The organism is Saccharothrix luteola (genome assembly GCF_020859565.1).
Lineage (GTDB): Bacteria > Actinomycetota > Actinomycetes > Mycobacteriales > Pseudonocardiaceae > Actinosynnema > Actinosynnema luteola.
The window spans coordinates 65,456-90,780 of sequence record NZ_JAJHUO010000041.1; the positions used below are offsets into that span (position 1 = coordinate 65,456).

Here is a 25,325-nt window from a genome sequence, read left to right on the forward strand (position 1 = left end):
GGAACGACATGCACTCCCTCAACCGCCGCGGTTTCCTCGGCCTCACCGCCGGCCTCTCGGTCGCCGCCCTCACCGGGTGCGGCACCGCCGAACCGACCTCCTCCGCGTCCACCCCGCGCAACGGCGGCCGGCTGCGCGCGGCGTTCGCGGGCGCCGGCGCCAAGGAGGTGCTGGACCCGCACCTGGCGAACCTGTTCGTGGAGGCCGCCCGGTCCAAGGCGCTGTACGACAAGCTCGCCGACCTCGGCCCGGACGTCTCCGCGCAGCCCAGGCTCGCCGAGAAGTGGGAGCCCGACGCCACCCTGACCCGCTGGCGGATCACGCTGCGGCAGGCCGCCTTCCACAACGGGCAGCCGGTGCGCGCGGACGACGTGCTGGCCAGCTACGCCCGCATCCTCGACCCCGCCCGCGCGTTCCGGGCCAAGTCCAGCCTCGCGCTGATCGACCTGACCGACAGCCGCGCGGTGGACGAGCGCACGGTGGAGTTCGCGCTCAAGCGGCCGTTCGTGGAGTTCCCGAACGTGTTGGCGGCCTTCGGCGCGTACATCGTGCCCGCCGGCACGGAGGACTTCACCACGCCCGTCGGCTCGGGACCGTTCCGCTTCGTGTCGTTCGAGCCGGGCAAGTCGGTGCTGCTCAAGCGGCACGACGGGTACTGGGAGGGCGCGCCCCACCTGGACGAGCTGGAGTTCGTGATCGCCAACGAGGAGTCCGCGCGGGCGAACGCGCTGCTCGGCGGCCAGGTCGAGTACGCGCACGACCTGACCCCGACCACCGCGCGCAGCCACGCGGCCGGCGACCGGATGACGATCCACCGCGCGCCCAACAGCGCCGTGCAGGCGTTCGCGATGAAGCTGGACCGGCCGCCGTTCGACAACCGGGACCTGCGCGAGGCGATGTTCCTGCTCGCCGACCGGCCTCAGCTGGTCGAGTCGGTGCTGGCGGGCAGCGGGCAGGTGGGCAACGACCTGTTCGGCAAGGGCTACCAGTACTACGCCGACGACATCCCGCAGCGCACGCGCGACCTGGACAAGGCGAAGTTCCTGATCCGCCGCGCGGGCGCCGAGGGCCTCACGGTCAAGCTGGACACCTCCACCGCCGCGGCCGGCATGGTCGAGGCCGCCACGGTGTTCGCCGACCAGGTCAAGGGCTCGGGGCTGACCATCGAGGTGGTCACCGGCAACAAGGACAGCTACTGGTCCGACACGCTCAAGAACGGCTCGCTGTCGAGCTTCCGGTCCGGCGCGATGCCGATCGAGACCCACGTCGCGCAACGCCTGCTGAGCGGTTCGGGCACGAACGTGACGAAGTGGGCCCGGCCCGGGTTCGACGCGCTGTACGACAAAGCGGTGTCCACTGTGGACGCGGCACAGCGCGGCGAGGTGCACCGGGAGATGCAGCGCTCCCTGCACGCCGAGGGCGGCTACCTGATGTGGGGCTTCGCGGACTGGATCGTCGGCGCCGCGCCGAAGGTGGGCGGCATCTCCACCGCGCCCGCGAACACGCTCGACTGGGCGCGGTTCGACAAGGTGTGGCTGGGATGAGCTTGCGCCGGTACGCGGCCCGGCGGCTGGCGATCGGCCTGGTCCAGGTGCTCGCCGTCGTCACGGTGGTGTTCCTGCTGGTGCAGGCGTTGCCGGGGGACGCGGCGGTGGCGTTGGCGGGCGACAACCCGGACCCGCAGCGGATCGCGCAGATCCGCGCCGCGATGGGGTTGGACCGGCCGCCGCTGGAGCGTTTCGGCGACTGGCTGTGGGGGTTGGCGCGCGGCGACTTCGGCGTGTCGCTGATCTCCGGGCGGCCGGTGGCGGAGTTCCTGCACGACGGGCTGGGGCCGACGCTCGTGCTGGCCGTGCTCGCCCTGGTGCTGCTGATCCCGTCGGCGGTGCTGCTGGGCGTGCTGGCGGCGTTGCGCGAGGGCGGGCCGGTGGACCGGGTGGTCACGACGGTGACCGTGGGTCTGCACTCGATCCCGGAGTTCGCGCTGGCCGTCGTGCTGATCGCGTTGTTCGGGGTGCAGTTGCGGTGGCTGCCGCCCACGGCGGTGGGCGCCGACCTGCTCGGGCAGCCCGCCGTGCTGGTGCTGCCGCTGGTGGTGCTGGTCGCGCGGCCGTTGTGCTCGATCAGCCGGCTCGTGCGGGCCGGGATGATCGACGCGCTGGCGTCCGACTACGTCCGGCACGCGCGGCGGCTGGGCATCGGGGTGACGCGGGTCCGGTTCGCGCACGCGTTGCCGACCGCGCTGGCGCCCGCCGTGCAGCAGGTGGCGCGGACCACCGACTGGCTGCTCGGCGGCGTGATCGTGGTCGAGGCGGTGTTCGTCATCCCCGGTCTCGGCACGATCCTGGTGGACGCGGTCGCGGGCCGCGACCTGCCGGTGGTGCAGGGGCTCGCGGTGGTGTTCGCGGTGACCACGGTGGTGGTGAACCTGGTCGCGGACCTGCTCGTGTTCCGGCTCGCGCCGAGATCGGTGGCGATCGCGTGAGGGGCGTCGGCTGGTCGCTCGTGCTGGTGCCGCTGGCGTTGGCGCTGGTGGGCCCGTGGTTCGTGCCGGACGAGCTGACGCGTGGCGCGCCGTTCGCGGAGAACTCGTCGCTGGGCACGGACTTCGTCGGCCGGGACGTGTGGCACCAGGTGCTCGCGGGCGGGCGGACGGTGGTGCTGGTGGCGTTGGTGGCGACGGCGTTCTCGTACCTGCTCGGCGTGCCGTGGGGCGTCCTCGCCGCGATGACCCGCCTGCGGATCGTGGACGAGGTGCTGATGCGGCCCTTGGACCTGCTGCTCGCGGTGCCGTCGTTGCTGGTGCTGATCCTGGTGGCGGCGATCGCCGGGCCGGGGCTGACGGTGCTCGTCGCCGTCGTGGCGCTGGTCAACTTCCCGGACGTGGCGCGGATCTCGCGGGCCGCCGCGCTGGAGATCGCCGGACGTCCGGCGCTGGAGGCGATGCGGTTGCAGGGCGAGACGTGGTGGCGGACGTCCATCGTCTACACGGGACGGTCGATGCTGCGGACCCTGGCCGCCGACCTGGGCGTGCGGCTGACCGGTGCGCTGTACCTGGTCGCGTCGGCCAGCTTCCTCGGCGTCGGGGTCGCTCCGGACGCCGCCGACTGGGCCGTCATGGTCGACCGCAACCGGGTGGGGCTGTTCATCCAGCCGTGGGCGGTGGTCGTGCCCGCGTTGCTGATCGTGGCGTTGTCGGTGGGGTTGAACCTGGTGTTCGACCGGGCGTTGCGGGCGGAGGCGCGGACGTGACGGCGGTGGTGCACGTGGAGGGCCTGCGCGCGGTGGCCGGGTCGCACACCTTGGTCGACGGTGTCAGCTTCGCGCTGTCGGCGGGGCAGGTGGTGGCGCTGGTCGGCGCGTCCGGCAGCGGCAAGACCACCACGGGGTTGGCGCTGCTCGGCGAGCACGCGCCGGGTGTGTCGGTGAGCGGGCGGATCACGGTGACCGGGCGCGTCGGGTTCGTACCGCAGCAGCCGTCGGCGGCGCTGAACCCGGTGCGGCGGCTCGGTGGCGTGTTCCGGGAGATCGCCGCCCTGCACCCCGGTGATCGCGACTCGTTGATCGCCGACGCGTTGCGCCGGGCCCGGGTGCCGGTGGAGCTGCTGCGCCGGTACCCGCACGAGTTGTCCGGTGGCCAGCAGCAGCGGGTGGTGCTGGCGCAGGCGCTGGTCGGCGACCCGGCGGTGCTGGTCGCGGACGAGCCGACCACCGGGCAGGACCCGATCACGCGGGCCGAGGTGGTGGACGAGCTGTCGTCGGTCGTGGCGCAGGGGGTGGCGCTGGTGCTGCTCACGCACGACCTGGACGTGGTGCGCGCGTTGGCGGACGAGGTCGTGGTGCTGCGGGCGGGCCAGGTGGTGGAGGCGGGGCCGGTGGCCGACGTGCTCGACCGGCCGCGGTCGGCCTACACCGCCGCACTGGTCGCCGCGCAGCCCCGCGTCACCGTGCCCGCCGAACGGCCGGTCGAGCCGGTCCGGTTGCGGACGCGGGCGGTGACGGCGCGGCACCGTGCCACGACCGTGCTGCACGACGTGGACGTGCGCGTGGGCGCGGGCGAGTGCCTCGCCGTCGTGGGGCGGTCCGGGAGCGGCAAGACCACGCTGGCCCGGTGCGTCGCCGGGCTGCACGCGGGGTTCACCGGTGACGTGCTGCTGGACGGGCGCCCGCTGCCCCGGTCGTTGCGCCGCCGGTCACGGGCGCAGTTGGCGGCGGTGCAGTACGTGTTCCAGGACGCCCGTGCGTCGTTCGACGCCTACCGGACCGTGCTGGACCAGGTCAGCCGGACCGCGGTGCGGCTCGGCGGCGTCGCCGACCCGCGTGCGGCGGCGTTGGCGGAACTGGCGGCCGTCGGGCTGGACGAGGCGACCGTGACCCGCAAGCCTGCCGGGCTGTCCGGCGGCGAGCTGCAACGCGCGGCGTTGGTGCGGGCGCTGCTGGCCCGGCCGGACGTGCTGGTGTGCGACGAGATCACCTCCGGCCTCGACACCCTGACCCAGGCGAGTCTGCTCGACCAGCTCGCCGCGCTCACCTGCGCCGTCGTGCTGATCAGCCACGACCTGGCCGTCGTCGCGCGGCTGGCCGACCGCGTCGCCGTGCTGCACCGCGGGCACGTCGTCGAGCACGGGCCGGCGGGCGACGTCCTGGGCTCCCCCACCCATCCGGTGACCATCGGCCTGCTGGGCCGCTCGATGGAAGGAACAGAGGAGAAGAAGACATGACCTCGTACCACCGCGAAGTAGGGCCTTACGAGGTCCGCCTGGCGACGCCCGCCGACGTGGACGGCGCGCGCAGCGTCATGCTGGACACGTTCTACCAGGAGTTCGGCTACGGCTACCGACCCGAGTGGCACCGTGACGTGGTCGACCTCGACGGCACTTACCTGCGGCCCGACCGGCACGCGTTGTTCGTCGCCGTCAAGGGTGACGAAGTGGTGGGGACGACCGGGGTGCGGGCCACGGCGCCCGCCAGCCCGCCTCACCCGGCCTGGCTGGCCGCGCGCTACCCCGACGGCAGCACGGCGCAGTTGTTCCGCGTGTACGTGAGGCCCGAGCACCGCCGTTCCGGGTTGGCGCGGGCGTTGGTCGACCTGGCCACCGCGTTCGTCGCGGGGACGCCGGGCTACGACCGGCTGTACCTGCACACCGACACCCGGATCGCGGGGGCCGAGCCGTTCTGGAGGTCCATGGCCGAGGAGGTGCACGACGCGCGTGACGGCGACCCGATTAGCTTCCAGACCGTCCACTTCGAGATCCCGTTGGCACGCTGAGTGCGCTGAGTCCGCTCACCCGTCACGTCGTCGGCGGAGCAGGTCCGCCAACGACGTGGCGGGGTGGCCGGTGAGAACGGGCACGGCGTCTCGGACGCCGGACAGCTCGCCGTTGGCGATGGCGGTGTAGGTGGAGACCCAGGCGTCGAGCTGCCAGTCGGGCGCGCCGTACGCGGCGCGTGAGCGATAGGCCTCTTCGACGGTCTCCGGGTGGTAGGTGATCGTCCGGCCCGTGGCTTCGGACAGCACGTCGGCGATGTCGTGGAAGGTGAGCGCCGCCGGACCCGTGAGGTCGTAGGTGCGGCCCGCGTGGGTGTCGGGGTCGGTGAGCACGGCGGTGGCGGCGTCGGCGATGTCGTCCCGCGCCACGGCGGCCACGCGACCGTCGCCGGCGGGACCGCGCAGCACGTCGTCGTCCCCGACCATGGCGGGCAGGTAGTCGGCGTAGAGGTTGTCGCGCAGGAACGTGAACCCCAGGCCACTGGCTTCGACGTGCTGCTCGGTGGCCCAGTGGTCGCGGGCGAGCGTGAAGGTGGAGTTCGGCGCGGCTCCCGTGAACGAGATGTAGACGAGGTGGGCGACCCCCGCCGCCGCGGCGGCGTCGACGAAGGCGCGGTGTTGGTCCACCCGGTCGGGCGATTCCGAGGCCGAGACCATCAGGACTGTCGGAATGCCGTCGAGGGCTCGGCGAACGGCGTCGCCGTCGGCGAACCCGGCCTTCGCCACGGTCGCCCCGGGCAGCTGAGGCGCGCGGGCGGGGTCGCGGACGAGCAGCAGTTGGGCGTGCCCGGCTTCCGCGAGGCGGCGGGCGACACGTCCACCGAGGTGCCCGGTGGCACCCGTGACGGCGATCAGGGACATGCTCCGGGTTCCTCTCGACAGGCTTCACGCAGTCTCCCACCGGGCCGGGGCACCTGTGCACCTCGTGCACGCGATCCCTATTCGACGACTATTCGCGAATTCGTCGAAACAGTCGCGGAACAAGCCGACCAATTCACGTGCATGAACCTTCTACACAAATGTGACCGCGCAGGGTTACCCTTCCTGGGAGCGCTCCCAGAATGGCCCTGCTCGCAAGGAGGCGATGCATGAACTCGGTTACTGGCACGCGCAGAAGAAAGCTGACCGGTCGGTTCGCGGCGATCACGGCCGCGGCCTCGGTGACGGCGGTGGCCGCGGCGATGGTGGTGGCCGGCGGTCAGAGCGCCTACGCGGCCGTCGGGTGCCGCGTCGACTACACCGTCACGAACCAGTGGGGCGGCGGGTTCGGCGCGAACGTCACGATCACCAACCTGGGTGACGCCCTGTCGAGCTGGAGCCTGGAGTGGACCTTCACGGCCGGCCAGCGCGTCGACCAGCTGTGGGGCGGCGAGTTCAGCCAGTCGGGCAGCACGGTGACCGTCCGCAACGCGAGCTACAACGGCTCCCTCGCCACCGGCGCGAGCACGACCCCCGGCTTCAACGGCACGTGGTCCGGCTCGAACCCCGCGCCGACCTCGTTCAAGCTCAACGGGGTGACGTGCACCGGCTCCCCGACCAGCACGTCCGTCTCCCCCTCCACCTCACGCTCGACGACCACCACCAGTCGGACCACGACCACCACCACGACGACCAACCCCGGTGGCGGCGGCGACGGCAGCGGCCCCTGGCCCACGGACACGGGCAGCGTGCACACCCCCACCACCCGCAACGCCGGCACGTTCTTCGACGGCGGGATGAAGCGGTACTACGGCATCGGTGACGGCGGTCAGGGCGAGAGCCAGGACCCGATGTTCGTCGTGGCCAACGGCGGCACCATCCAGAACGTGATCATCGACGCCCCTGCGGGCGACGGCATCCACTGCGAGGGCTCCTGCACCATCCGCAACGTCTGGTGGAACGACGTCGGCGAGGACGCCGCCACCTTCAAGAGCTCCAGCGCTTCCGCGACCTACCTGGTGGACGGCGGCGGCGCGAAGTCGGGCGCGGACAAGGTGTTCCAGCACAACGGCGCCGGCACCGTGACCATCCGCAACTTCCAGGTGCACAGCAGCGGCAAGCTCTACCGCGCCTGCGGCAACTGCTCGACGTCCTACCAGCGGCACGTGGTCATGGACGGCGTCACGGCGCGGTCGACCAAGGTGCTGGCGGGCATCAACACGAACTGGGGCGACACCGCCCGCTTCTCCCGCATCACCGTCTACGGCAGCACGGTGATCTGCGAGAAGTACCAGGGCGTGCCGAAGGGCTCCGAGCCCAAGAAGATCGGTGAGGGCGCGGACGGCAGGAACTGCTTCTACTCGCCGTCCGACATCACCCAGCGGTAGTGCCACCGGCGGTGGGGGGGGGGGGGCCCCCCCCCCCCCCCGGCCCCCCCCCCCCCCCCCCCCCCCCCCCCCCACCACCGGTCACCAGTGCAGGTCCGGCAGCTCCACGATCCGGACCAGGTCCGCCTCCGCCAGCGGCGGGGTCGGACGGGTCGGCGCGCCGGACCCGCCGCCGGTGTCCGCGACGTTGGAGGTCTGGACGTCGACCCACGTGCCGTCCGCCGCCTTCGAGCGCAGCGACAGCCTGGTCACGCCCCCGTCCACCAGGGTGTCCAGCGCCGCCTTGCGGCCATCCGGGAGGTCGACCAGGCGGCACGTCGCACGACTGCCGCAGCCCACCTCGCCGCCACCGGGCTTCTCCAGGTTCACCATCACCCAGCCGCTGCCCGCCGAGTCGGTCAGGTTGGCGATCGCGCGGTAGGCGCCCTGGCTGATGCGGAACTCCAGCGCCTCCCCGGCGGAGGTCCGCTCGGGTGTCACGCCGGGCGGGAGGGCGCCCGCCAGCACCGGGCCGAGCTCGGCCGCACGGCGGTCCGACGGCGCCGGTGGCACCGGACGGCCCACCCACTGCACCTTGAGCTGCGGCGCGGTGGCGATGGCGGTCAGCCGGTCGTCGTCGAGCACCCTCGTTCTGGAGCCCCGACCGCCGACCTCCGAGACGCTCACGTACGTCCCGTCATTGCGCCACACCTCGACGGTGGCCAACACCACCTCGGCCGTCGACAGCACGTCGACCTTCGCCGTCGACCCGTCCGGCAGCTGCTCGACCGCGCACCGGACCTCCGATGTGGACGGTGTCGACAGCGCGCACTCCCCGGGCGGCTGGCCGCCGAGCGGCCTGACGTAGACGATGACCTTCCGGTCGCCGGTCAGCTCGATGTGGCCGCCCCAGCTGTCCGCGATGGCGCACAACCGCAGCGGTGTCGCCTCGACCCCCGCCGGCAACGGCAGCGCGAACTGCCCGAACGCCTCGGTGAGCCGACCGGACTCGGCCAGTTCCGCCGGCGTCGCCCCACCGCGCGGCAGGTCGGGGAACCCCCCCGTCATCGGCTCCACCGCGCAACCGGGAGTCGACGCGGCGGACGACGTCACGCTCGTCGTGGGCGTCGTCGACAGGACGCCGGCGACCGGGGCGGAGGTCTGCGTGAACGTCCCGCTCACCGCGACCGCGACCACCGCGACGACACCCACCACCGCGGTGGTCAGCGCACCGAACCGCCGACGCGCCCGCCGCTTGCGCCCGTCCTCGACCACCCGCTCGAACGCCAGGCCCAACGCGGGCTCGTCCGCCAACGCCGACCTGATCATGTCCCGCACCTCGTCGCTCACGAGCCCTCCCACAGCACGGTCCGCTTGGTCGCCAACGCCCGCCGCAGGGTGTCCAGCCCTTTCGACACCTGGCTCTTCACCGTTCCCTCGCTACAGCCGAGCGCCGCCGCCGCCTCCGCGACCGGCAGGTCCTCCCAGTACCGCAGCACGACCGCGGCCCGCTGCCTGGGCGGCAGGGCGGCCAACGCCCGCCGCACGTCCATGGCCTCCTCGACACCCGTCGACGCCTCGGCCACCTCCGGCACCGCCTCGACCACCGTCTCCGGCCGCCGTCCCCGCCACCGCGACTCGTCGATCACGGCCCTGACCAACACCTTGCGCACGTACGCGTCGACCCGTCCGTCCCGGTCCAACCGCCCCCAGTGCACGTAGACCTTGGCCAGCGCCGTTTGCGCCAGGTCCTCGGCCCGGTGCCAATCACCGCACAACAAGAAGGCGGTCCGCCGCACGACGGCCACCCGTGCCTCGAAGTACGCCCGGAACTCGCGGTCCCGATCGTGCACGTGACACCTCCTCCACTCGGTCACCCCCTATACGGCGTCCGCACGGGCCCCGTTGCCCGTAACTTTGCGTGACCACGCCGAAGGGCCCGTGCGCCCCGAGCGCACGGGCCCCGCGAACCGCCTGATCAGCCGGCGGGCTGCACCCCGATGGCGTCCACGACCCCCGTCGTCACCGAGGTGAACGACACCACGGTGCCGCTGTCGAACTCGTCGAACCAGGCGGTCACGACCTGCCGCTCACCGATGAACAGGCCCGTCTCCGGGTCGATGATGATGTCGTGTCGCCGGTCCCCGTCGTCGACGCCGAGCGCGATGCCGACACGTCCGCTCAAATTCGCCTGCTGCTCGGTCACCTCCAGGCCGGGCAGCCTGGTGAGCGCCTGGTAGAGGGCGGCACGCAGGTCCTTGCCGATCAGCCCGCTGCGCAGCGCGTCGGCGGCGTAGGTCAGCAGCGCGGCGTCACCCCGGTCGTTGGCCGGCGCGTCGGCCCGCAACCGCTCGTACAGCGCGGCAGGGTCGGTCGGCAGGCTCGCCTGCCACTGCGCGGTCGGCCGCTGCCAGGAGCCGGGCTCCTCGCAGTTCGACTCCCCGAAGAAGTCGCCGCACGCTGCGCGCCACTCGCCCTCCGGCCAGCGGCTCCCGGTCCTCAAACCGATCGCCTTCGCCTCCTCCTCCGTGCCGATCACCCACTGCCGGCCGCCGGTCTGGTCCTGGCGCAGCAGCCACTCGTCCCGCGGGTCCTGCGGTGTCCACGTCTCCTGCACGTGCTCGGCGAGCCAGGCGAACTCCTTGCCTTCCGGCGATGCCGACCCCATCCACCAGGCGTGGGTGGCGACGTAGCGGTACCGGCCGGGCCCGACGGGCTCGTCCACCGCGCCGATCGCCTGTGCCGCCGCGCGGTCCAGCGCCTGCACGGCCTCGGCGGTCGCCGGCGCGGGGCCGCCGAACGACACCGTCTGCGCGAGCAGCGCCCCGGCCACCAGCACGCCGACGGCCGCCGCACCGGCCAACCAGCGGCGCGCGGACCGGCGCGGTGCGCGCTCACGGGTGGTCGTCACGTCCGTCTCCCCCTGTTCGATGGTCGAGATCAACTCCGCCCTGGCCGCGGCGAGCACCGGCTCATCCGCGCGGACGTCGGCGTTCAAGGCGTCCAGCGCGGAGTCCAGCTCGTCCTCGGTCCAGACGCGGCGGATGTGGTCGTCACTCATCGCCGCTCCTCGTGTGTCCGGTGTTCGACGCGTGGGCCCGCAGCCGCTGCCGCACGCGGTGCAGGCGGGAGCGGACCGTGCCGACGGGGATGCCGAGCGCCTCGGCGACCTCGTTCGAGTCGAGGCCGGCCCAGCTGGTCAGCAGCAGCACGTCCCGGTCGCCCTCGTCCAGCTCGACCAGCGCGGCGGCCAGCAGCCTGGCCAGCGACGAGGCGTCGACCCGGTCGGCCACCCGGTTCCCGTGGTCCTCGGCGCCCGAAGCCGACCCGGCCGCCCGTGCCGCCGCGCGCAGCCCGCGCACCTCCTGCCGCACGTGCCGGCGGAGGAGGTTCGTGGCGATGCCGTAGAGCCAGGACCGCGCCGTGCCGCGGCCCGGGTCGTAGCCCGTGCGGGTCTGGTAGGCGATCAGGAACGTCTCGCCGACCAGGTCGTCGGCGAGGTCGCCGACCCGCCGGGCCAGGTACCGGTGCAGCGGCCGGGAGTGCCGGTCGAACAGCTGCCCGAAGAGCCGGGACGGGTGCGGTCCGGCCAGGTCGGGCCGGTCGTCGGCAGCCCAACCCCCACCGCCCGCGTGCTCGGTCATCATCCTCACACCAGGTGTTGCCCGCAGCGCGCCGTCACGTTCACGCCGGGCCGGTCGGCCGGTCGGTCACGGCGCACGGTACGGCCTTCGGCCCGTTCGGGACGAGGACTGCGCCGTCCTCCGCGATCAGGGGCGTTCACCAGCCGGAACCGCCGCCGGGTGCCGGTGTCGCCGAACACCGGCAGCCCTGCCGATCGCGGTCGGGTCGACGAACAGGTGCAGTTCGTCCACCAGGACCTCGGGCGCTACGCCTCCCTGGACCAGGCCTTGGCCAGGGCGAGCTTGCCGCCGGTGTGCAGCAGCGACCCCGAGTAGACCCGGCTCGCCAGCAGCACGGTCAGCACCACCGTCCCCGCCAGCAACCCCATGGCCAGCAGCGGCTCCCACAGCGCCGCGTCACCGGCGAACAGCCGCACCGGCATGGCGATCGCCGACGAGAACGGCAGGAACGACAGCACGGTGAGCACGGCGACGTTGTCGGAGAAGAACATCACGCCGAAGTACGGCCCCATCACCAGGAGCATCACCAGGCCCATGCTCGAACCCAGGTCCTCCTGCCTGCTGACCAACGACCCGGCCACCGCCCACATCGCGGCCAGCAGCACGAAGCCGAGCAGCAGGAACGGCACGAACCAGCCCAACGCCGGCGCGACCAGCGCCAGCAGCTCCGAGTGCCCGCCGAGCCGCATCGCCACCGGCCCGGCCACCGCGACCACCAGCACCTGGCCGATCGTCAGCAGCGAGTGGCCCACGATCTTGCCCGCCAGCAGCGCGCGCACCGGCACCGTCGACACCAGGATCTCCACGATCCGCGTCTGCTTCTCGGTGACCGTGCTCTGCGCGATCGCCGTGCCGCTCATCCCGAACATGAGGAACAGCAGGGCGAACACCATGATCACGAGCTGCCGCCGGCCCTGGCCGACCTCGGCCGGGTCGAGCAGGTCGACCGGCGGCGCGGTGCGCAGCGCGGCCACGACGTCGGTCGGCGGGTCGGCCAGCGCGACCACCCGGACACCCGTGGCCGACTCGCCCGTGGTGTCCGGCACGACCGCCGCCTCCACCTCCTCCGACCGGATCAACGCCTCGGCCTCGGCCACGTCGGCGACGGCGCGGACCTCGACACCGGTGTCGGTCAACACCTCCGCGGCCCGCGCGCCGACCGTGGCCACCTTGGTCTCGCCGCCGCCGAACACGGTCGGCAGGATCGACATCGCGAACAACCCCACCACGATCACGCCGAGGCCGATCCAGAAGGCCTTGGCGCGCAGGAAGGTCTTCATCTCCCGCTCGGCGACCAGCCTGGTGGCCGCGGCGAACCCGTGCGACCCGCCGTTCCGCTCCCGCTCCGCCACGCCGGTCATCAGATCGCCTCCATGAAGATCTCGCCGAGCGTCGGCACGACGGGGGTGAAGCTGCGCACGGGACCCCGGCGCAGGGCCGCTTCCAGGACCACCTGGTCCACTCCGGCGTCGCCGTCCGGTTCGAACACCACGCGCGGACCGTCCACGTCGACCACCCGGACGCCCGGCACGTCGCGCACCCACCCCGCGTCGGACGCCACGACCAGCTCGAACCTCGTGGTGCCGTACCGGGTCCGCAGCTCGTCCCGCGCGCCGCTGACCGCGATCCGGCCGCCGGAGATGATCACCACGTCGTCGCACAGCCGTTCCACCACCGACAGCTGGTGGCTGGAGAACAGCACGGGCACGCCGTTCGCGGCCCGCTCGCGCAGCACGCCGAGCACCGTCTCGACCGCGATCGGGTCCAGCCCGGAGAACGGCTCGTCCAGGATCAGCATGACGGGGTCGTGCACGAGCGCGGCGGCGACCTGCGCGCGCTGCTGGTTGCCCAGCGACAGCTCTTCGAGCTTGTCCTTCGCCCGGTGCCCCAGTTCGAGCTGGTCGAGCAGCCGCTCGGTGTTGCGCCGCGCGGTGTCCTTGTCGAGGCCGTGCAGCTGCCCGAGCCAGGCGATCTGCTCGGCGACGGCCATCTTCGGGTAGAGGCCGCGCTCCTCGGGCATGTACCCGAACCGCTGCCGCACCGCGCCGGTCACCGGCGAGCCGTGCCAGGCGACCGAGCCGCCCTGCGCGGCCAGGACGCCGAGGACGATGCGCATGGTGGTGGTCTTGCCGGACCCGTTCGCGCCCAGGAACCCGGTCATCCGGCCGGGTCGGACCTCGAAGGACACCCCGTCGAGGACCTGGTGGTCGCCGAAACTCCGGCTGACCGACGTCACTGTCAACATGACCGCAACGCTAGGTCGCGCACTCGTCCGGCACGTCCGGCGCGAGATCGACTCCGGGGGTCATCCTCGCGGAGGACCCCCGTGGCCCGGTGCCACGATCCCGTGCTCGTAGGCGAACACGACGGCGTGCGTGCGGTCGCGCAGGCCCAGCTTGGCCAGGATGCGCGACACGTGCGTCTTCACCGTCGTCTCGCCCAGGTACAGCGCGCCGGCGATCTCCGAGTTGCTCGCGCCGCGCGCGAGGTGCTCGAGCACCTCGAACTCCCGGTCGGTCAGCTCCGCCGGGCGTCGCGCGGGCGTGGACGGCGGCGGTCCGGTGAACCGGGCGATGACGCGCCGCGTGACCTCGGGCGAGAGCAGGGCGTCGCCCCGGGCGACGATCCGGACCGAGTCGACCAGGTCCTCCGGCGAGGCGTTCTTGAGCAGGAAGCCACTCGCGCCCGCGCGCAGCGCCTCGAACAGGTAGTCCTCGCGGTCGAACGTGGTGAGGATGACGACCTTGATCGGGTTGCCCGCGCCGGCCGGGCCGAGGATGCGCCGGGTGGCCTCCAGGCCGTCGACGCCCGGCATCTGCACGTCCATCAGCACGACGTCCGGCCGCAGCCGGCCGACCACCTCCACGGCCTCGACACCGTCACGGGCCTCGCCGACCACCTCGATGTCGTCCTCGGTGCCGAGGATCACCCGGAAGCCCGCCCGCACCAGGTCCTGGTCGTCGGCGAGCACCACGCGCAAGGGGGTCGTCATGCGGGGAACCTCGCACGGACCCGGTACCCGGCGTCACGGCGGGGTCCGGCTTCCAGCTCTCCGCCGTGCACCGCGACCCGTTCCCGCATGCCGACCAGGCCGAACCCGGGCCGGCCCGACGTGCCCGGCCGACCCCGGCCGTCGTCGGCCACCTCGACCTCCAGCGAGTTCGCCAGGAACCGCACCCGCACGTCGGCCTTGCGCGCGTCGGCGTGCTTCACCACGTTCGTCAACGACTCCTGCACGATCCGGTACACCGACAGCGCGACGCCCTCCGGCACCGGCCGGGGCTCGCCGTACACGCCGTGCTCCACGTCGAGCCCGGCCGACCGCGCCAGCTCGGCCAGCTCGGGCAGCTGGTCGAGGCCCGGCGACGACGTCTCGCCCGCCTTGTCCTCGTCCGGCACGTCCTCCTGGTCGGCGCGCAGCACGCCGAGCAGCCCGCGCAGTTCGCCGATGGCGGTGCGCGCGGTGTCCTCGACGGTCCGCAACGCCTCGCGGGCCAGGTCGAGGTCCCGGTCGAGCACCCGCCTCGCCGCGCCCGCCTGCACGCCCATCACCGACACGTGGTGCGCCACGACGTCGTGCAGGTCGCGGGCGATGCGGACGCGTTCGGCGACGAGCGCGCCACGCGTGTTCTGCTCCTGCGACCGGCGCAGCTGCTCGGCGCGGTGCTCCAGCTCGGCCTGCCGCCGTGCCGAGACCCACGCCATCTCGCCGAAGAAGTACGCGGACAGGAAGAACAGCACGTTGAACCCGATGCCGTAGAGCACCGTCGCGAGCACCGGGTCGAGCGGACCGGCCGCGCCCTCGAACTCCGGCATGGGCTGCACCAGGAACCGCACCAGCCCGAACCCGAGCCAGCCGAACATGCCCACGATCACCGCGATCCGCGCCCACCGAGCCCGCGCCCGGTCCTTGCCCCACGCGCCCGCGCTGAAGATCGCCAGGAACAACGCGACCGAGGGCACGAGGTTGTCGCCCACCTGCCGGGTCTGCACGGCGATGAGCAGCGCGGCCACGACGAACATCACCGTCAGCGGGTAGCGCCGTCGCGCCACCAGCGGCAGGGTCATCGCCGCGCCCCAGGCGATCTGCTCGACCAGCGGCGGTCCGTGGTCCCACGGGCTCGCCCCCATGCTGTTGATCAGCACGGTCACCGCCACCGCCCCGGCCAGCGCCGCCAGCGCCAGCCAGACGTCGTCGCGCCACTCGGCCTTGGAGGGCCCGGGACGCCGCCACCGCGCCCACACGGGCTCGTGACCGCCCTCGCGCGACCATTCGTCCGCCATGCCCGAGAACGTAACCCGAGCTGCGTTCGCCCAGCACGCCGGACCGCTGCGGTTCACGGGCGTCCGCCGCGCCCGCCGGGATCGGAGCCACCCGGCTACCTGCGCACCACGCCGTGGGGTTGCTGATCCCGCCGGGCCGTGACGACGACGGCGGTGTAGCGCATGACGAAGTGGCCGCCCACCGCGTCGACGGCGGCGCCCGTGCCGGCCAGCACCTCGTCCAGCTCGGCGGCAGGGAGCCGGGCGGCCACGCCGGAGGTCGGCAGCTGGTCCAGCCACTCGTCCCGGGTGTAGGTCCGCGCCCAGTCGAACCGCCACTCCTCGGGCTCGCCGAACACGCCCGCCTGCCGGATGCCGTCGATCGCCTTCGCGGTGAACGGCGAGTACCCGACCGCGGCGGACCCGAGGGCGGGCGGGGAGACCGGCAGCACGCGGCGGTGGACGTCGGCGAAGGCTTCGGCCAGGTCGGACGGCGGTTCGGCGACGTTCCAGAACACGGCCAGCCGGCCGCCGGGCCGCAGCACGCGTGCCGCCTTCGCCGCGCCCGCGACCGGGTCGACCCAGTGCCAGGTCTGCCCGGAGACGACGGCGTCGAACACCCGGCCGGCGGGCTCCCAGTCCTCGAACCCGGCCACTTCCACGTCGAGGCCGCGCCGCCGGGCGAAGGCGGCCATCCGGGGGTCGACCTCGACGCCGAGCACCTGGCACCCGGCCGCCTGGAACTGGCGGGCCGCGATGCCGGTGCCCGTGCCGACGTCGACGACCCGAGGTCCGGGACCGGCGGCGACGATCGCCTCCACCATGGCCTCGGGGTAGGAAGGTCGGGAGCGGTCGTAGCGCTCGGGATCCGTGCCGAACGACTCGGCCATGTCACGGGCGCGGTGCGGTTCCGGAGGTATCGTGGGCATGTGCCCACTATGAGTGGGCGATCGCCCACTCGTCAACCGAGAGGAGCACCGTGCCGACCGGTGTGGCCATCCGCGACGTGCGCGAGCAGCTGTTCGACGCCGCCGACCGCATCCTGCTGCGGGACGGCCCCAGCGCGTTGACCAGCCGGGCCGTCACCACCGAGGCGGGCTGCGCCAAGGGCGTCCTGCACCGGCACTTCGAGGACTTCGACGCCTTCCTGGCCGAGTTCGTGCTCGACCGCGTCGACCGGATGGACGCCCAGGCCGCCGCGCTGCGCGGGGCCGCGGGCTCCGGCACGGTCGTCGACAACCTCACCGACGCGTTGACCTCCCTGTTCGGGTCGGTCGCGGTGGCGATCGTCGCCCTGGTGACCTTCCGGGACGAGCTGCGCGCCCGGCTGCGGCGGGCGTGGCCGGCGGGCGTGCCGGTGTTGACGGAGGCGGTGACCATGATCGCGGCCTACCTCGCCGCCGAACGCGACCTCGGCCGCGTCGCGCCGACCGCCGAGGTCGACGCCCTCGCACCCACCCTCATCGGCACGGCGCACCTGCTGTTCGCCGACCGCGGCGCACGGCCGGAGCGCGACGTCGTGCGCAAGGCCGTGAGCGCGGTCGTCGCCGGCGTTCTCTGAGCGCTCCTGGGCGTTCTTCAGCGTGGCTCGACCCTGGTGGCCGTGTCGCCGAAGACGAACGCGGACGGCTCGCACTCGGCGATGAAGTCGCCGGGGAACCCGAGCCGGAACTCCACCGCCGCCTCCAGTCGCCGGACCGCGTCGTCGGGCAGGGTCAGGTCGAGCGCGCCGAGGTTCTCGGTGAGCTGCTCGACGCTGCTCACGCCGACCAGCGGCAGCACCGAGCGGTGCTTGGCGCGCGTCCACGCCAACGCCACCTGCGCCGGGCGTGCGCCCAGCTCGTCGGCGACCTCCCGGACGGCACGGGCCGCCGCACGTTCGCGCTCGGTCAGGGCGGTCGGGTCCGTGCGCCTCGGGTTCGACGACCCGGACAGCTTGCCCGCCGCGAGCGGGGCCCAGGCGGTGACGCTCAGGCCGAGCGCCTCGGCCATCGGCAGCAGCTCGCGCTCGACGTCGCGGTCGAGCAGGTTGTAGGGCACCTGGAGCCCGGCGAACGGCGTCCAGTCGCGCCACTGCGCGAGCGTGTTGGCGCGGGAGACGACCCAGGCAGGCGCGTCGGAGATGCCGGTGTAGAGGATCTTGCCCGCGCGCACCGCGTCGTCCAGGGCGCGCATCGTCTCCTCGACCGGGGTGTGCCGGTCCCAGATGTGCACCCAGTAGACGTCGACGTAGTCGGTGCGCAGCCGGCGCAGGCTCCGCTCCAGCGAGGCCGTCAGGTTCTTGCGGTGGTTGCCCGAGGCGTTGGGGTCGGCGGCGTCGCGCGACAACGTGTACTTCGTGCCGATGACGAACCGGTCCCGCCGGTCCACGATCGAGCCGAGCAGCTCCTCGCCGTCACCGTAGGCCGACGCGGTGTCGAGCACGTTGCCGCCCGCGTCGGCGTAGGCGTCCACGATGCGGCGCGACTCGCCGGGGTCGCTCAGGGTCATCGTGCCCAGCAGGAGTTCCGACACGCGCAAACCGGTCTGGCCGAAGAGGCGGTACTTCATGGTCATGCCGCTCAGCCTGGGGTGGCGGGCCGGCCGGAGGGAGGCCCCCGCAGGGCCACCGTCGGCCTAGACTCGGCGACCATGAACGCGTTGGGCGGGTTCCTGCGTGCCCGCCGGGAGGCGATCACGCCGACCGAGGTCGGCCTGCCGACCGGACCGCGCCGCCGCACGCCCGGTCTGCGCCGGGCCGAGCTGGCGTCGTTGGCCGGGGTGAGCGTCGAGTACCTGACCCGGCTGGAACGCGGGCGTGACCGCCATCCGTCGGCGCAGGTCATCGGGGCGTTGGCGGACGCGTTGCGCCTGTCGTCGCACGAGCGCGTGCACCTGCACCGGCTGGTGAAGGCGGGCGGCGCGGTGTGCCCGGCGGCCCCGGAGCCGCGTCCGGTGCGGCCGACCGTGCTCGCGCTGCTCGACCGGCTGGAGCCGACGCCCGCGTTCGTCGCGGACGGGCAGGGCGACCTGCTCGCCTGGACCGCCGGGTTCCGCCGGCTGGCCGCGCCCTCCGGCCTGCTCGACGTCGACCGGCCCAACCTCGCGCGGTTCGTGTTCGGTGATGCCAGGGCGCGCACGACGTTCCCGGACTGGGACCGCGTGGCGGACGACCGCGCGGCGGGCCTGCGCACGGCGGCGGACCTGGGCGACGGCTCGGCGGCCGTGCTGGCGGAGGAGCTGTCGATCACGGTGGGCGCGGACTTCGGCCGCCGCTTCACCGCCGGGACGGTGCCCGGCGGCACGGGCGTCGAGCGGTGGCGCCACCCGGAGGCGGGCGTGCTGCGGCTGGCCTACGAAACCCTGAGCGTGCCGGGCGACGAGGACCACCGCCTGGTCGCCTACCTGCCCGCCGACACCGCGACGGCGCGGGCGCTCGACGCCCACGCCCTCGCCGCCACCTCGTGAGCGCCGACGCGGTCGGTCAGAGCACCGCCGCCGGCCGTCACCTCGTGCGCGCCCACGCCGCCGACTAGAGCACCGCGGCCAGCTCCTCCACCGCCGCCAACGGATCCGACCCGATCGGGAAGAGCACGGCGCTGTCCACACCGGCCGCGAACAGCTCGTCCAAGCGGGTCCGTGCGTCCGCCGGCGTGCCGGTCACCGCGAGTTGCCGCACCCACTCCTCCGGCAGCCGCCGCACGAACTCCTCCCGGCTCCCGCACTCACCCCGCAGCGCCGCGAACTCCGCCGCGAACGGCAGCGGGGCCAGGTGGGGCGCCCAGTCCGGCTCGCCGATCCACTCCAGCCCGGCCCGGACCGCGTCGATCGCCACCGACGCGTCGGCGTGCACCGCGGCCACGTTGTAGCCGACGAGCCGGTGGGGCCGTCCCGCGTCGACGTGCGCCAGCGCCGCCCGCGCGTACTCCGGCGTCGTCGGCTCGGCCAGGATCGTCCCGTCCGCCACCCGCCCCGACACCGCCAGCGAACGCGGACCGCGCACCCCGGCCAGCACGCGCGGCGGGGTGTCCGGCACGCACGCGGGCTCCAGGCGGACACCGTCCAGCCGGACGTACCCACCCAGCTCGACCGCCTCGCCGCGCACCAGGGCCATCACCGCGCCCAAGTACTCCTCGATCAACGTCAACGGGCTGGCCGGCCACTCGCCGACCGACCGCATCCACCCCGGCATGCCGTGCCCGATGCCGATGTCGACCCGACCGGGGAACAGCTGGGCCAGCGTCGCCGCCTCCATCGCGGCGAACGCGGCGTTGCGCGCGCCGACCGGCAGCAACCCGATGCCGACCCGGATCCGCTCCGTCACCGCCAACACCGCCGCGGCCTGGCCGATCCCACCGCGGAAACCCAGGTCCTCCACCACCCACAGCTCGTCGAACCCGAGCTCGTCGGCACGCCGCGCGAACGGCAGCACCTGCGACGGCGCGAGGTCACGGGGCAGGATCAGCCCGACCGATCCGGAACGACTCACCACAACTCCTAGGTCCGCAAGTACGAAGCGCCGTTGAGGTCGAGCACCGCGCCGGAGGCCCACTCCGCCGCCGGCGAGGCGAGGTAGACCACCGCGGCGGCCACCTCCTCCGGCTTCGCCACCCGGCCGAACGGGCTCTGCGCCAGCACCTCGTCGGTCACCATGTCGACCACCCGGTCGGTGCCGACGAACCCCGGTGCCACCGACGCCACCGCGATGCCGTGCGGCGCGAGGGCGACCGCCAGGGACTGCCCCATCGAGTGCAACGCCGCCTTGCTCGCGCCGTACGCGGGCATGTCGGGCTCACCCCGGAACGCGCCGCGAGAACCGACGTTGACGATCCGCCCGCGGGTGCCGCGCGCGATCATGTGCCGGGCGACGCAGTACGACATGTCTGCCGCGCCGAACACGTTCACCGCGAACGTGCGCCGCCACAACGCCTGCCACTGCGCGTACGGGAGGTCCAGCGAGCCGAGCTCCACCAGGCCCGCGTTGTTGACCAGGACGTCGATGCCGCCGAGCGCGTCCGCCGCGGCGTCGACCACCCGCTCGATCGCCTCCGGGTCGGCCAGGTCGACGTCCGAAGAGGACAGCGCGACGACCTCGTCACCGAGGTCCCGGAAGGCCTGCGCGATCGCCGCGCCGATACCGCGACTGCCACCGGTGACGAGGATGCCGCGGCTCACTTGGCGAACACCTGCGACTCGTCGGAGAACGCCTTGAACTCCAGCGCGTTGCCGGCCGGGTCGCGGAAGAACATCGTCCACTGCTCGCCCGGCTCGCCCGCGAACCGCAGGTACGGCTCGACCACGAACTCGGTGCCCGCCGCGCGCAGCCGGTCGGCCAGCACGTGGAACTCGTCGATCGGCAGGATCAGGCCGAAGTGCGGCACGGGCACGTCGTGGCCGTCGACCGGGTTGCGGCCGGAGTCGCCGCGCGGGCCGGGCACGACGTGCGTCACGAACTGGTGGCCGTAGAAGTTCCAGTCCACCCACTTCTCGGCCGAGCGCCCCTCTTCGAGCTGGAGCACGCCGCCGTAGAACTCACGGGCCCTGGCCAGGTCGTCGACGGGAACAGCGAGGTGGAACCCAGGTCTCATGCCTCCACCTTGACCAACGGCCCGGCTAATGTCAACATTCGACATTATGCAGCTGCGCAAGGCCGACCGGCGTGGCCTGGCGGACGAGGCCGCCGACCGGATCCGCGAGGCGATCTTCGCGGGCGTCTTCCCGCCCGGCTCGCCGGTGCGCGAGGTGGAACTGGCCGCGTCGCTGGACGTCAGCCGGGGCTCGGTGCGCGAGGGCCTCGCCGTGCTGGAACGCGAAGGGCTCGTGCGCAGCGCCTGGCACCGCGGCACCAGGGTCATCGATCTCACCGCGCAGGACGCCGAAGAGGTCTACTCGGTCCGCGCCGCGCTGGAAGGGCTGGCCGGCCGCCGCGCGATCGGCCAGGTCGACCTGGCCGCCCTCACCGACCTGGTCGACGCCATGGCCCGACGGCTGGCCGCGGGCGCGCCGAGCGACGAGCTGCTCGCGCTGGACATGGAGTTCCACGACACGATCTACCGGTCCGCCGACAACCGGCGCCTGCTCGAAGCTTGGCGCGCCGTGCGGTCGCAGGTGCACCTGTTCCAGCTCACCCGGATCCGCCTCGGCCACCACGACTACCGCGCCGTGGTCGTCGACGAGCACCGGGAGATCGTGCGCCTGCTCGACGCGGGCGACGCCGCCGAGGTCACCCGCTTCGCCGAGGAGCACGTCCACTCGGCGAAGCGGGTGCTCGTCGGTCAGCTCGACGGCTCGACGACCGAGACCTCCGGGTAGCGCGCCGAGGGCCGGTCCAGCAACGGCTGCGGCTCACCGCGCAGGTGCAGGTCGAAGAACGCCCGCACGTAGGCGCGGGTGATGGCCGCGCCGCGCTCGCCCGGGACGCCGCCGCCGGGACCGATGCCCAACTGCGGCAGCACCACGCCGATGTCGGTGAACGACGGGTGCGACATGCCCGCGACCACCAGCCAGCGCTTCCACCCGGTCAGCATCGGCCAGGTGTCCTGCCAGCTCTTGACGCCGTCCCGGCCGGGCGCGTAGTTGTCCTCCCGCCCCAAGAGCATGACCGGCTGCGCCATCCCCGGCGCCGGGACCGGCGTGCTGATCACGCCGTCCACGTCGATCGCGGCGCGGATGCGGGCGTCGGCGCGTGCGGCGACGAGGCTGCTCGCCCCGCCCACGGAGTGGCCGCCCATGGCGATCCGCGAGGCGTCGACCAGGTTCGCGCCCCGGTGGTGGCGCAGCGGCCCGGTCAGCTGGTCCAGCACGAACGACACGTCCGCCGCGCGGCCCTCGCCCAGCTTCAACCAGAACTCGTGGTCGTGGAAGAGCTCGCAGGAGGCGCAGGGCGCGACCCGCCCGTCGGGGAACGTGGTGGCGACGTTCTCGTAGGTGTGGTCGACCACCGCGACGACGTAGCCGTGGCTCGCCAGGTCCTCCGCCAGCGTGGTGAGCGTGGCGCGGGACCGCTTGTAGCCCGGTGACAGCACGACCAGCGGCAGGCCGTGCCGCCGCCCGACCGGTCGGGCGTCCACCACGGCGTTGGTGCGCACGTGGCTCAACGCGTCGGGCGGCACGGTGGTGATGCCGCCTTCTTCGAGCGCCGCCTGGGACTCGGCCGGCGTCATGTACTGCTTCTTCGGCCCGCGCGCCGACGCCGTCGGGTAGAAGAGGGAGACCATCAGCTCCCGGTTCGTCGTGGGCACCCAGGGGTCGAGGCGTGCGGTGTCGGTCAGGTGCAGCGATGTCGTGCCCACCGGGTGCCGGCCGGTCGGCGCGGGCAAGTACGGCGTCGCCTCGGCGGGTTCCGGCTCCGACGCCGACGCGGGTGTAGTGGACAGGACGAGGGTCAGGGCGATCAGGAACGCGAGGCCACGCATGGGTATTCCTTCCGGCGAGAGGGTCAGGACAGGTGGCGCAGCCGGCGGAAGCAGAACCACGTCACGAGCGCCGACAACGTGAGGTAGCACGCCAGTTCGACCCACTGCAGGGGCCAGAACCGGCTCAGCGGCTGGTAGGCCAGGTGCTGCCGGTAGCCGAGGTCGTCCAGCCGCGCGAAGCACGCGCGGATCCGGTCGAGGTCGAGCAGGGTGGGCGGTTCCGTCGACGCGGGCGGCAGGCAGTCGCCCACCGCGGCGGGCAGCGGGCGCGCCACGACGCCGTTCGCGTCCACCGTCTCGTTCGCCAGCACCCACGCGCCCGCGGGTTCGACCACCCGCAACGACCGGGGCACGTCACCGTTCGCGCCCTCCTCCGTCTGGACGCCGGCGATGCTCCGCGCGGTGAGCGTGACGGATTCCTCGATCGGCGGCAGCACGTGCGGGCGCACCGCGACCGGGACCACCAGCTGCACGGCGAAGTACACCAAGAGGGTCACCGCCATGGCGGTCACGGTGCGGCGCAACAGGATCGCGACCGCGATGCCGAGCACGAACGCGAACGCGGCGTAACCGATGGGCGCGATCCCCCGTGCGGCGAACACCAGCGGCGTGACGCGCGAGTTGAAGCCCCGCTCGTCGTCGAGCCCGGCCGCCGTGTCGATGGGATCGGCCCACCAGCTGACGACCAGGCTGAGCACGCCCGCCGCGACCACGGCGGCCGGCACGCCGAGGCCGAGCTTCACGGCGAGCCACCGGGTGCGGGTGACGCTCTGGTTCCACACCAGGTTGTGCGTGCCGGTCTCCAGCTCCCTGGTGATCATCGGCACGCCCCAGAACACGCCGAGGACGGCCGGCAGCAGCTGCACGGCCAGCATCCCGGCGAGGTAGGTGAACCCGTGGTCGCCGAAGGCACGGCCCACGGGGCGGCTGATCACCAGCGCGATCCCCGCCGGCACCAGCGCCGCGTACACCGAGATCACCGGGAAGCGCAGCTGCCGCCACGCCAACCACGTCATCGGACGACTCCCAGCGCGGGGCGTTCGACGCCGGGGGCGGTCAGGTAGGCCAGGATCAGGTCCTCCAGGCCGGGTTCGCCGACGTCCCAGGCGGGGTCGAGGATCGGCGCGTCGGTGCGCACCAGCACGGTGGTCTGGCGCTCGGTGTGGCTCGCCGTGACCACCCGCTGGTCCCCGGGCAGCGTGTCGAGGTCGCGGCGCAGCCCGGTCAGCCTGCGGTGCGTGGCGAGCAGCTCGTCGACGTCGCCGGCGAGCCGGATCCGGGAGTCGACCAGCACGACGAGGTGGTCGCAGACCCGTTCCAGGTCGGCGACCAGGTGCGAGGACAGCACCACGCTCAGCCCGTGCTCGGCCACGGCTTCCATGAGGTCCCGCAGGAACTCCCGTCGCGCCAACGGGTCCAGCGAGGCGACCGGTTCGTCCAGCAGCAGCAGTTCGGGCCGCTTCGCGATGCCGAGGGTGAGCGCGAGCTGGGCGCGTTGGCCGCCGGACAGCTTGCCCGCGGCCAGCGCCGGGTCGAGCCCGATCCGCGCGATCCGGCCCCGGGCCAGCACGTCGTCCCAACCGGGGTTGAGGCGTGCGCCGAGGCGCAGGTGCTCGTCGACGGTCAGGGTCGGGTAGACCGGGGTGTTCTGCGCGACGAAACCGACCTTCGCCAGCTGGGCCGGACCGCTGCCCGGCACGCCGCCGCACACCTCGATCGTGCCGCTCGACGGTTCGAGCATGCCCGCGGCGAGGGCGAGCAGCGTGGACTTGCCCGCGCCGTTCGGGCCGACCAGCCCGGTCACGTGCCCGGCGGGCACGTCCAGCGTGCAGCCGGCCAACGCCCAGCGCCGCTTGTACTTCTTGCCCAACCCCTGGGTCCGCAGCACGCTCACGCTATGTCCTCCTTGGCCGCGGTGCGAAACGTGGTGAGGAACAACGCCTCGATGCCCTCCTCGTCCAGACCGGCGCGGCGGGCCTTGGCGAGCCAGCGCCGCAGGTCCTGGCGCAGCGGTGCGAGCTCGGCGAGCGAGGTGCCGGACAGCGTGCCCGTCACGAACGTGCCGACCCCGGGACGGGCGGCGACCAAGCCGTCGTGCTCCAGTTCGCGATAGGCCTTGAGCACCGTGTTCGGGTTGATCGCGAGGTCCGCCACCACGTCCTTCACCTTCGGCAGCTGATCGCCTTCGCGCAGCAGGCCGAGCCGCAACGCGTGCCGCACCTGGCGGACCAGTTGCTGGTACGGCGACAGGCCCGACCTGCCGTCCAGGTGGAACTCGATCACGACTACCTCCATTTATCTAGCTACCTAGCACTATAGACATGGAGAGGTGCCGCGTCGAGCGGGCGACGGCGCGAGGCGCCGGTCCGCAGGTCAGGGTGGACACACGTCGGCGGGGGGGGGGGGGGGGGCCCCCCCCCCCCGCGGGGGGGGGGGGGGGGGCCCCGCCCCCCCCCCCCGCCCCCGGGGG

Annotated in this window: 27 protein-coding genes; 9 read left to right on the forward strand and 18 right to left on the reverse strand. The window is 73.3% G+C overall.

Annotated elements, in window-relative coordinates:
* Nucleotides 1-8 precede the first annotated feature (8 nt).
* The 5 genes from LNK82_RS41170 to LNK82_RS41190 are packed head-to-tail and all read left to right on the forward strand — an operon-like array spanning nucleotide 9 to nucleotide 5,269.
* Nucleotides 9-1,544, forward strand: coding sequence for an ABC transporter substrate-binding protein (locus LNK82_RS41170; protein WP_230572300.1), 1,536 nt, complete (start codon nucleotides 9-11; stop codon nucleotides 1,542-1,544).
* Nucleotides 1,541-2,485, forward strand: coding sequence for an ABC transporter permease (locus LNK82_RS41175; RefSeq protein WP_230572301.1), 945 nt, complete (start codon nucleotides 1,541-1,543; stop codon nucleotides 2,483-2,485). Before LNK82_RS41170 ends, LNK82_RS41175 begins: the two co-directional genes overlap by 4 nt.
* Nucleotides 2,482-3,252: an ABC transporter permease gene (locus LNK82_RS41180; RefSeq protein ID WP_230572302.1), complete on the forward strand. Its 771-nt coding sequence runs from the start codon at nucleotides 2,482-2,484 to the stop codon at nucleotides 3,250-3,252. Before LNK82_RS41175 ends, LNK82_RS41180 begins: the two co-directional genes overlap by 4 nt.
* Nucleotides 3,249-4,721, forward strand: coding sequence for an ABC transporter ATP-binding protein (locus LNK82_RS41185; RefSeq protein WP_230572303.1), 1,473 nt, complete (start codon nucleotides 3,249-3,251; stop codon nucleotides 4,719-4,721). Before LNK82_RS41180 ends, LNK82_RS41185 begins: the two co-directional genes overlap by 4 nt.
* Nucleotides 4,718-5,269: a GNAT family N-acetyltransferase gene (locus LNK82_RS41190; protein WP_230572304.1), complete on the forward strand. Its 552-nt coding sequence runs from the start codon at nucleotides 4,718-4,720 to the stop codon at nucleotides 5,267-5,269. Before LNK82_RS41185 ends, LNK82_RS41190 begins: the two co-directional genes overlap by 4 nt.
* A 15-nt stretch (nucleotides 5,270-5,284) precedes the next feature.
* Here the strand turns inward: LNK82_RS41190 and LNK82_RS41195 are convergent, their stop codons facing one another.
* A complete protein-coding gene (locus LNK82_RS41195; protein ID WP_230572305.1) occupies nucleotides 5,285-6,130 on the reverse strand; it encodes an SDR family oxidoreductase in 846 nt (281 codons plus the stop codon).
* Between the two features lie 227 nt (nucleotides 6,131-6,357).
* Here LNK82_RS41195 and LNK82_RS41200 point away from each other — a divergent pair, with 227 nt between their 5' ends.
* A complete protein-coding gene (locus LNK82_RS41200; RefSeq protein ID WP_230572306.1) occupies nucleotides 6,358-7,575 on the forward strand; it encodes a pectate lyase in 1,218 nt (405 codons plus the stop codon).
* 81 nt (nucleotides 7,576-7,656) lie between these two features.
* Here LNK82_RS41200 and LNK82_RS41205 read toward each other — a convergent pair whose 3' ends face one another.
* The 9 genes from LNK82_RS41205 to LNK82_RS41245 all read right to left on the reverse strand — a co-directional run bounded on the left by LNK82_RS41205 (nucleotide 7,657) and on the right by LNK82_RS41245 (nucleotide 16,390).
* The gene (locus tag LNK82_RS41205; RefSeq protein ID WP_230572307.1) at nucleotides 7,657-8,904 is read right to left on the reverse strand and encodes a hypothetical protein; all 1,248 of its coding nucleotides are present in this window, start codon (nucleotides 8,902-8,904) and stop codon (nucleotides 7,657-7,659) included.
* Complete coding sequence (locus LNK82_RS41210) at nucleotides 8,901-9,407, reverse strand: SigE family RNA polymerase sigma factor (protein ID WP_230572308.1); 507 nt, start codon at nucleotides 9,405-9,407, stop codon at nucleotides 8,901-8,903. The genes LNK82_RS41205 and LNK82_RS41210 overlap by 4 nt, the downstream gene beginning before the upstream one ends.
* Nucleotides 9,408-9,532: 125 nt before the next feature.
* Nucleotides 9,533-10,615 carry a CU044_5270 family protein gene (locus LNK82_RS41215; RefSeq protein WP_230572309.1) on the reverse strand — a complete coding sequence of 361 codons (1,083 nt, stop codon included), beginning with the start codon at nucleotides 10,613-10,615 and terminating at the stop codon, nucleotides 9,533-9,535.
* A complete protein-coding gene (locus LNK82_RS41220; protein ID WP_372470783.1) occupies nucleotides 10,608-11,198 on the reverse strand; it encodes an RNA polymerase sigma factor in 591 nt (196 codons plus the stop codon). The genes LNK82_RS41215 and LNK82_RS41220 overlap by 8 nt, the downstream gene beginning before the upstream one ends.
* A 245-nt stretch (nucleotides 11,199-11,443) precedes the next feature.
* Complete coding sequence (locus LNK82_RS41225; protein WP_230572311.1) at nucleotides 11,444-12,559, reverse strand: ABC transporter permease; 1,116 nt, start codon at nucleotides 12,557-12,559, stop codon at nucleotides 11,444-11,446.
* Nucleotides 12,559-13,443, reverse strand: coding sequence for an ABC transporter ATP-binding protein (locus tag LNK82_RS41230; RefSeq protein WP_230572312.1), 885 nt, complete (start codon nucleotides 13,441-13,443; stop codon nucleotides 12,559-12,561). Before LNK82_RS41230 ends, LNK82_RS41225 begins: the two co-directional genes overlap by 1 nt.
* Before the next feature lie 60 nt (nucleotides 13,444-13,503).
* Entirely contained in the window at nucleotides 13,504-14,190 is a 687-nt protein-coding gene (locus LNK82_RS41235) for a response regulator (RefSeq protein ID WP_230572313.1), read from the reverse strand.
* Complete coding sequence (locus LNK82_RS41240) at nucleotides 14,187-15,482, reverse strand: sensor histidine kinase (RefSeq protein ID WP_230572314.1); 1,296 nt, start codon at nucleotides 15,480-15,482, stop codon at nucleotides 14,187-14,189. The genes LNK82_RS41235 and LNK82_RS41240 overlap by 4 nt, the downstream gene beginning before the upstream one ends.
* Before the next feature lie 95 nt (nucleotides 15,483-15,577).
* Nucleotides 15,578-16,390, reverse strand: coding sequence for a class I SAM-dependent methyltransferase (locus tag LNK82_RS41245; protein ID WP_230572315.1), 813 nt, complete (start codon nucleotides 16,388-16,390; stop codon nucleotides 15,578-15,580).
* 50 nt (nucleotides 16,391-16,440) lie between these two features.
* Here LNK82_RS41245 and LNK82_RS41250 point away from each other — a divergent pair, with 50 nt between their 5' ends.
* Nucleotides 16,441-17,022, forward strand: coding sequence for a TetR/AcrR family transcriptional regulator (locus LNK82_RS41250; RefSeq protein ID WP_230572316.1), 582 nt, complete (start codon nucleotides 16,441-16,443; stop codon nucleotides 17,020-17,022).
* A gap of 17 nt (nucleotides 17,023-17,039) precedes the next feature.
* Here the strand turns inward: LNK82_RS41250 and LNK82_RS41255 are convergent, their stop codons facing one another.
* Nucleotides 17,040-18,017, reverse strand: a complete 978-nt coding sequence (locus LNK82_RS41255) for an aldo/keto reductase (RefSeq protein WP_230572317.1) — start codon at nucleotides 18,015-18,017, stop codon at nucleotides 17,040-17,042.
* A gap of 75 nt (nucleotides 18,018-18,092) precedes the next feature.
* On the opposite strand from LNK82_RS41255, the gene LNK82_RS41260 reads away from it, so the two are divergent.
* Complete coding sequence (locus LNK82_RS41260) at nucleotides 18,093-18,908, forward strand: helix-turn-helix domain-containing protein (protein WP_230572318.1); 816 nt, start codon at nucleotides 18,093-18,095, stop codon at nucleotides 18,906-18,908.
* A gap of 64 nt (nucleotides 18,909-18,972) precedes the next feature.
* Here the strand turns inward: LNK82_RS41260 and LNK82_RS41265 are convergent, their stop codons facing one another.
* From LNK82_RS41265 to LNK82_RS41275, 3 genes are read right to left on the reverse strand one after another with little or no spacing between them, the layout of a single operon-like run.
* Nucleotides 18,973-19,929, reverse strand: coding sequence for an LLM class flavin-dependent oxidoreductase (locus tag LNK82_RS41265; RefSeq protein ID WP_230572319.1), 957 nt, complete (start codon nucleotides 19,927-19,929; stop codon nucleotides 18,973-18,975).
* 8 nt (nucleotides 19,930-19,937) lie between these two features.
* Entirely contained in the window at nucleotides 19,938-20,615 is a 678-nt protein-coding gene (locus LNK82_RS41270; RefSeq protein WP_230572320.1) for an SDR family NAD(P)-dependent oxidoreductase, read from the reverse strand.
* Nucleotides 20,612-21,028 carry a VOC family protein gene (locus LNK82_RS41275; protein ID WP_230572321.1) on the reverse strand — a complete coding sequence of 139 codons (417 nt, stop codon included), beginning with the start codon at nucleotides 21,026-21,028 and terminating at the stop codon, nucleotides 20,612-20,614. The genes LNK82_RS41270 and LNK82_RS41275 overlap by 4 nt, the downstream gene beginning before the upstream one ends.
* Nucleotides 21,029-21,074: 46 nt before the next feature.
* On the opposite strand from LNK82_RS41275, the gene LNK82_RS41280 reads away from it, so the two are divergent.
* Nucleotides 21,075-21,752, forward strand: a complete 678-nt coding sequence (locus tag LNK82_RS41280) for a GntR family transcriptional regulator (RefSeq protein ID WP_230572322.1) — start codon at nucleotides 21,075-21,077, stop codon at nucleotides 21,750-21,752.
* Here LNK82_RS41280 and LNK82_RS41285 read toward each other — a convergent pair.
* Genes LNK82_RS41285 through LNK82_RS41300 form a run of 4 tightly spaced genes read right to left on the reverse strand, consistent with a single transcriptional unit; the run spans nucleotide 21,716 to nucleotide 25,138 of the window.
* Nucleotides 21,716-22,855 (reverse strand): alpha/beta hydrolase family protein, encoded by a 1,140-nt coding sequence (locus LNK82_RS41285; RefSeq protein WP_230572323.1) that lies wholly within the window; start codon nucleotides 22,853-22,855, stop codon nucleotides 21,716-21,718. The two genes, LNK82_RS41280 and LNK82_RS41285, sit on opposite strands and share 37 nt — an antisense overlap.
* A 23-nt stretch (nucleotides 22,856-22,878) precedes the next feature.
* Nucleotides 22,879-23,871: an ABC-2 membrane transporter-related protein gene (locus tag LNK82_RS41290; RefSeq protein WP_230572324.1), complete on the reverse strand. Its 993-nt coding sequence runs from the start codon at nucleotides 23,869-23,871 to the stop codon at nucleotides 22,879-22,881.
* Entirely contained in the window at nucleotides 23,868-24,749 is an 882-nt protein-coding gene (locus LNK82_RS41295; RefSeq protein ID WP_230572325.1) for an ABC transporter ATP-binding protein, read from the reverse strand. Before LNK82_RS41295 ends, LNK82_RS41290 begins: the two co-directional genes overlap by 4 nt.
* On the reverse strand, nucleotides 24,746-25,138 hold the full coding sequence (locus tag LNK82_RS41300; RefSeq protein ID WP_230572326.1) for a GntR family transcriptional regulator: 393 nt from the start codon (nucleotides 25,136-25,138) through the stop codon (nucleotides 24,746-24,748). The genes LNK82_RS41295 and LNK82_RS41300 overlap by 4 nt, the downstream gene beginning before the upstream one ends.
* Between the last annotated feature and the right edge of the window lie 187 nt (nucleotides 25,139-25,325).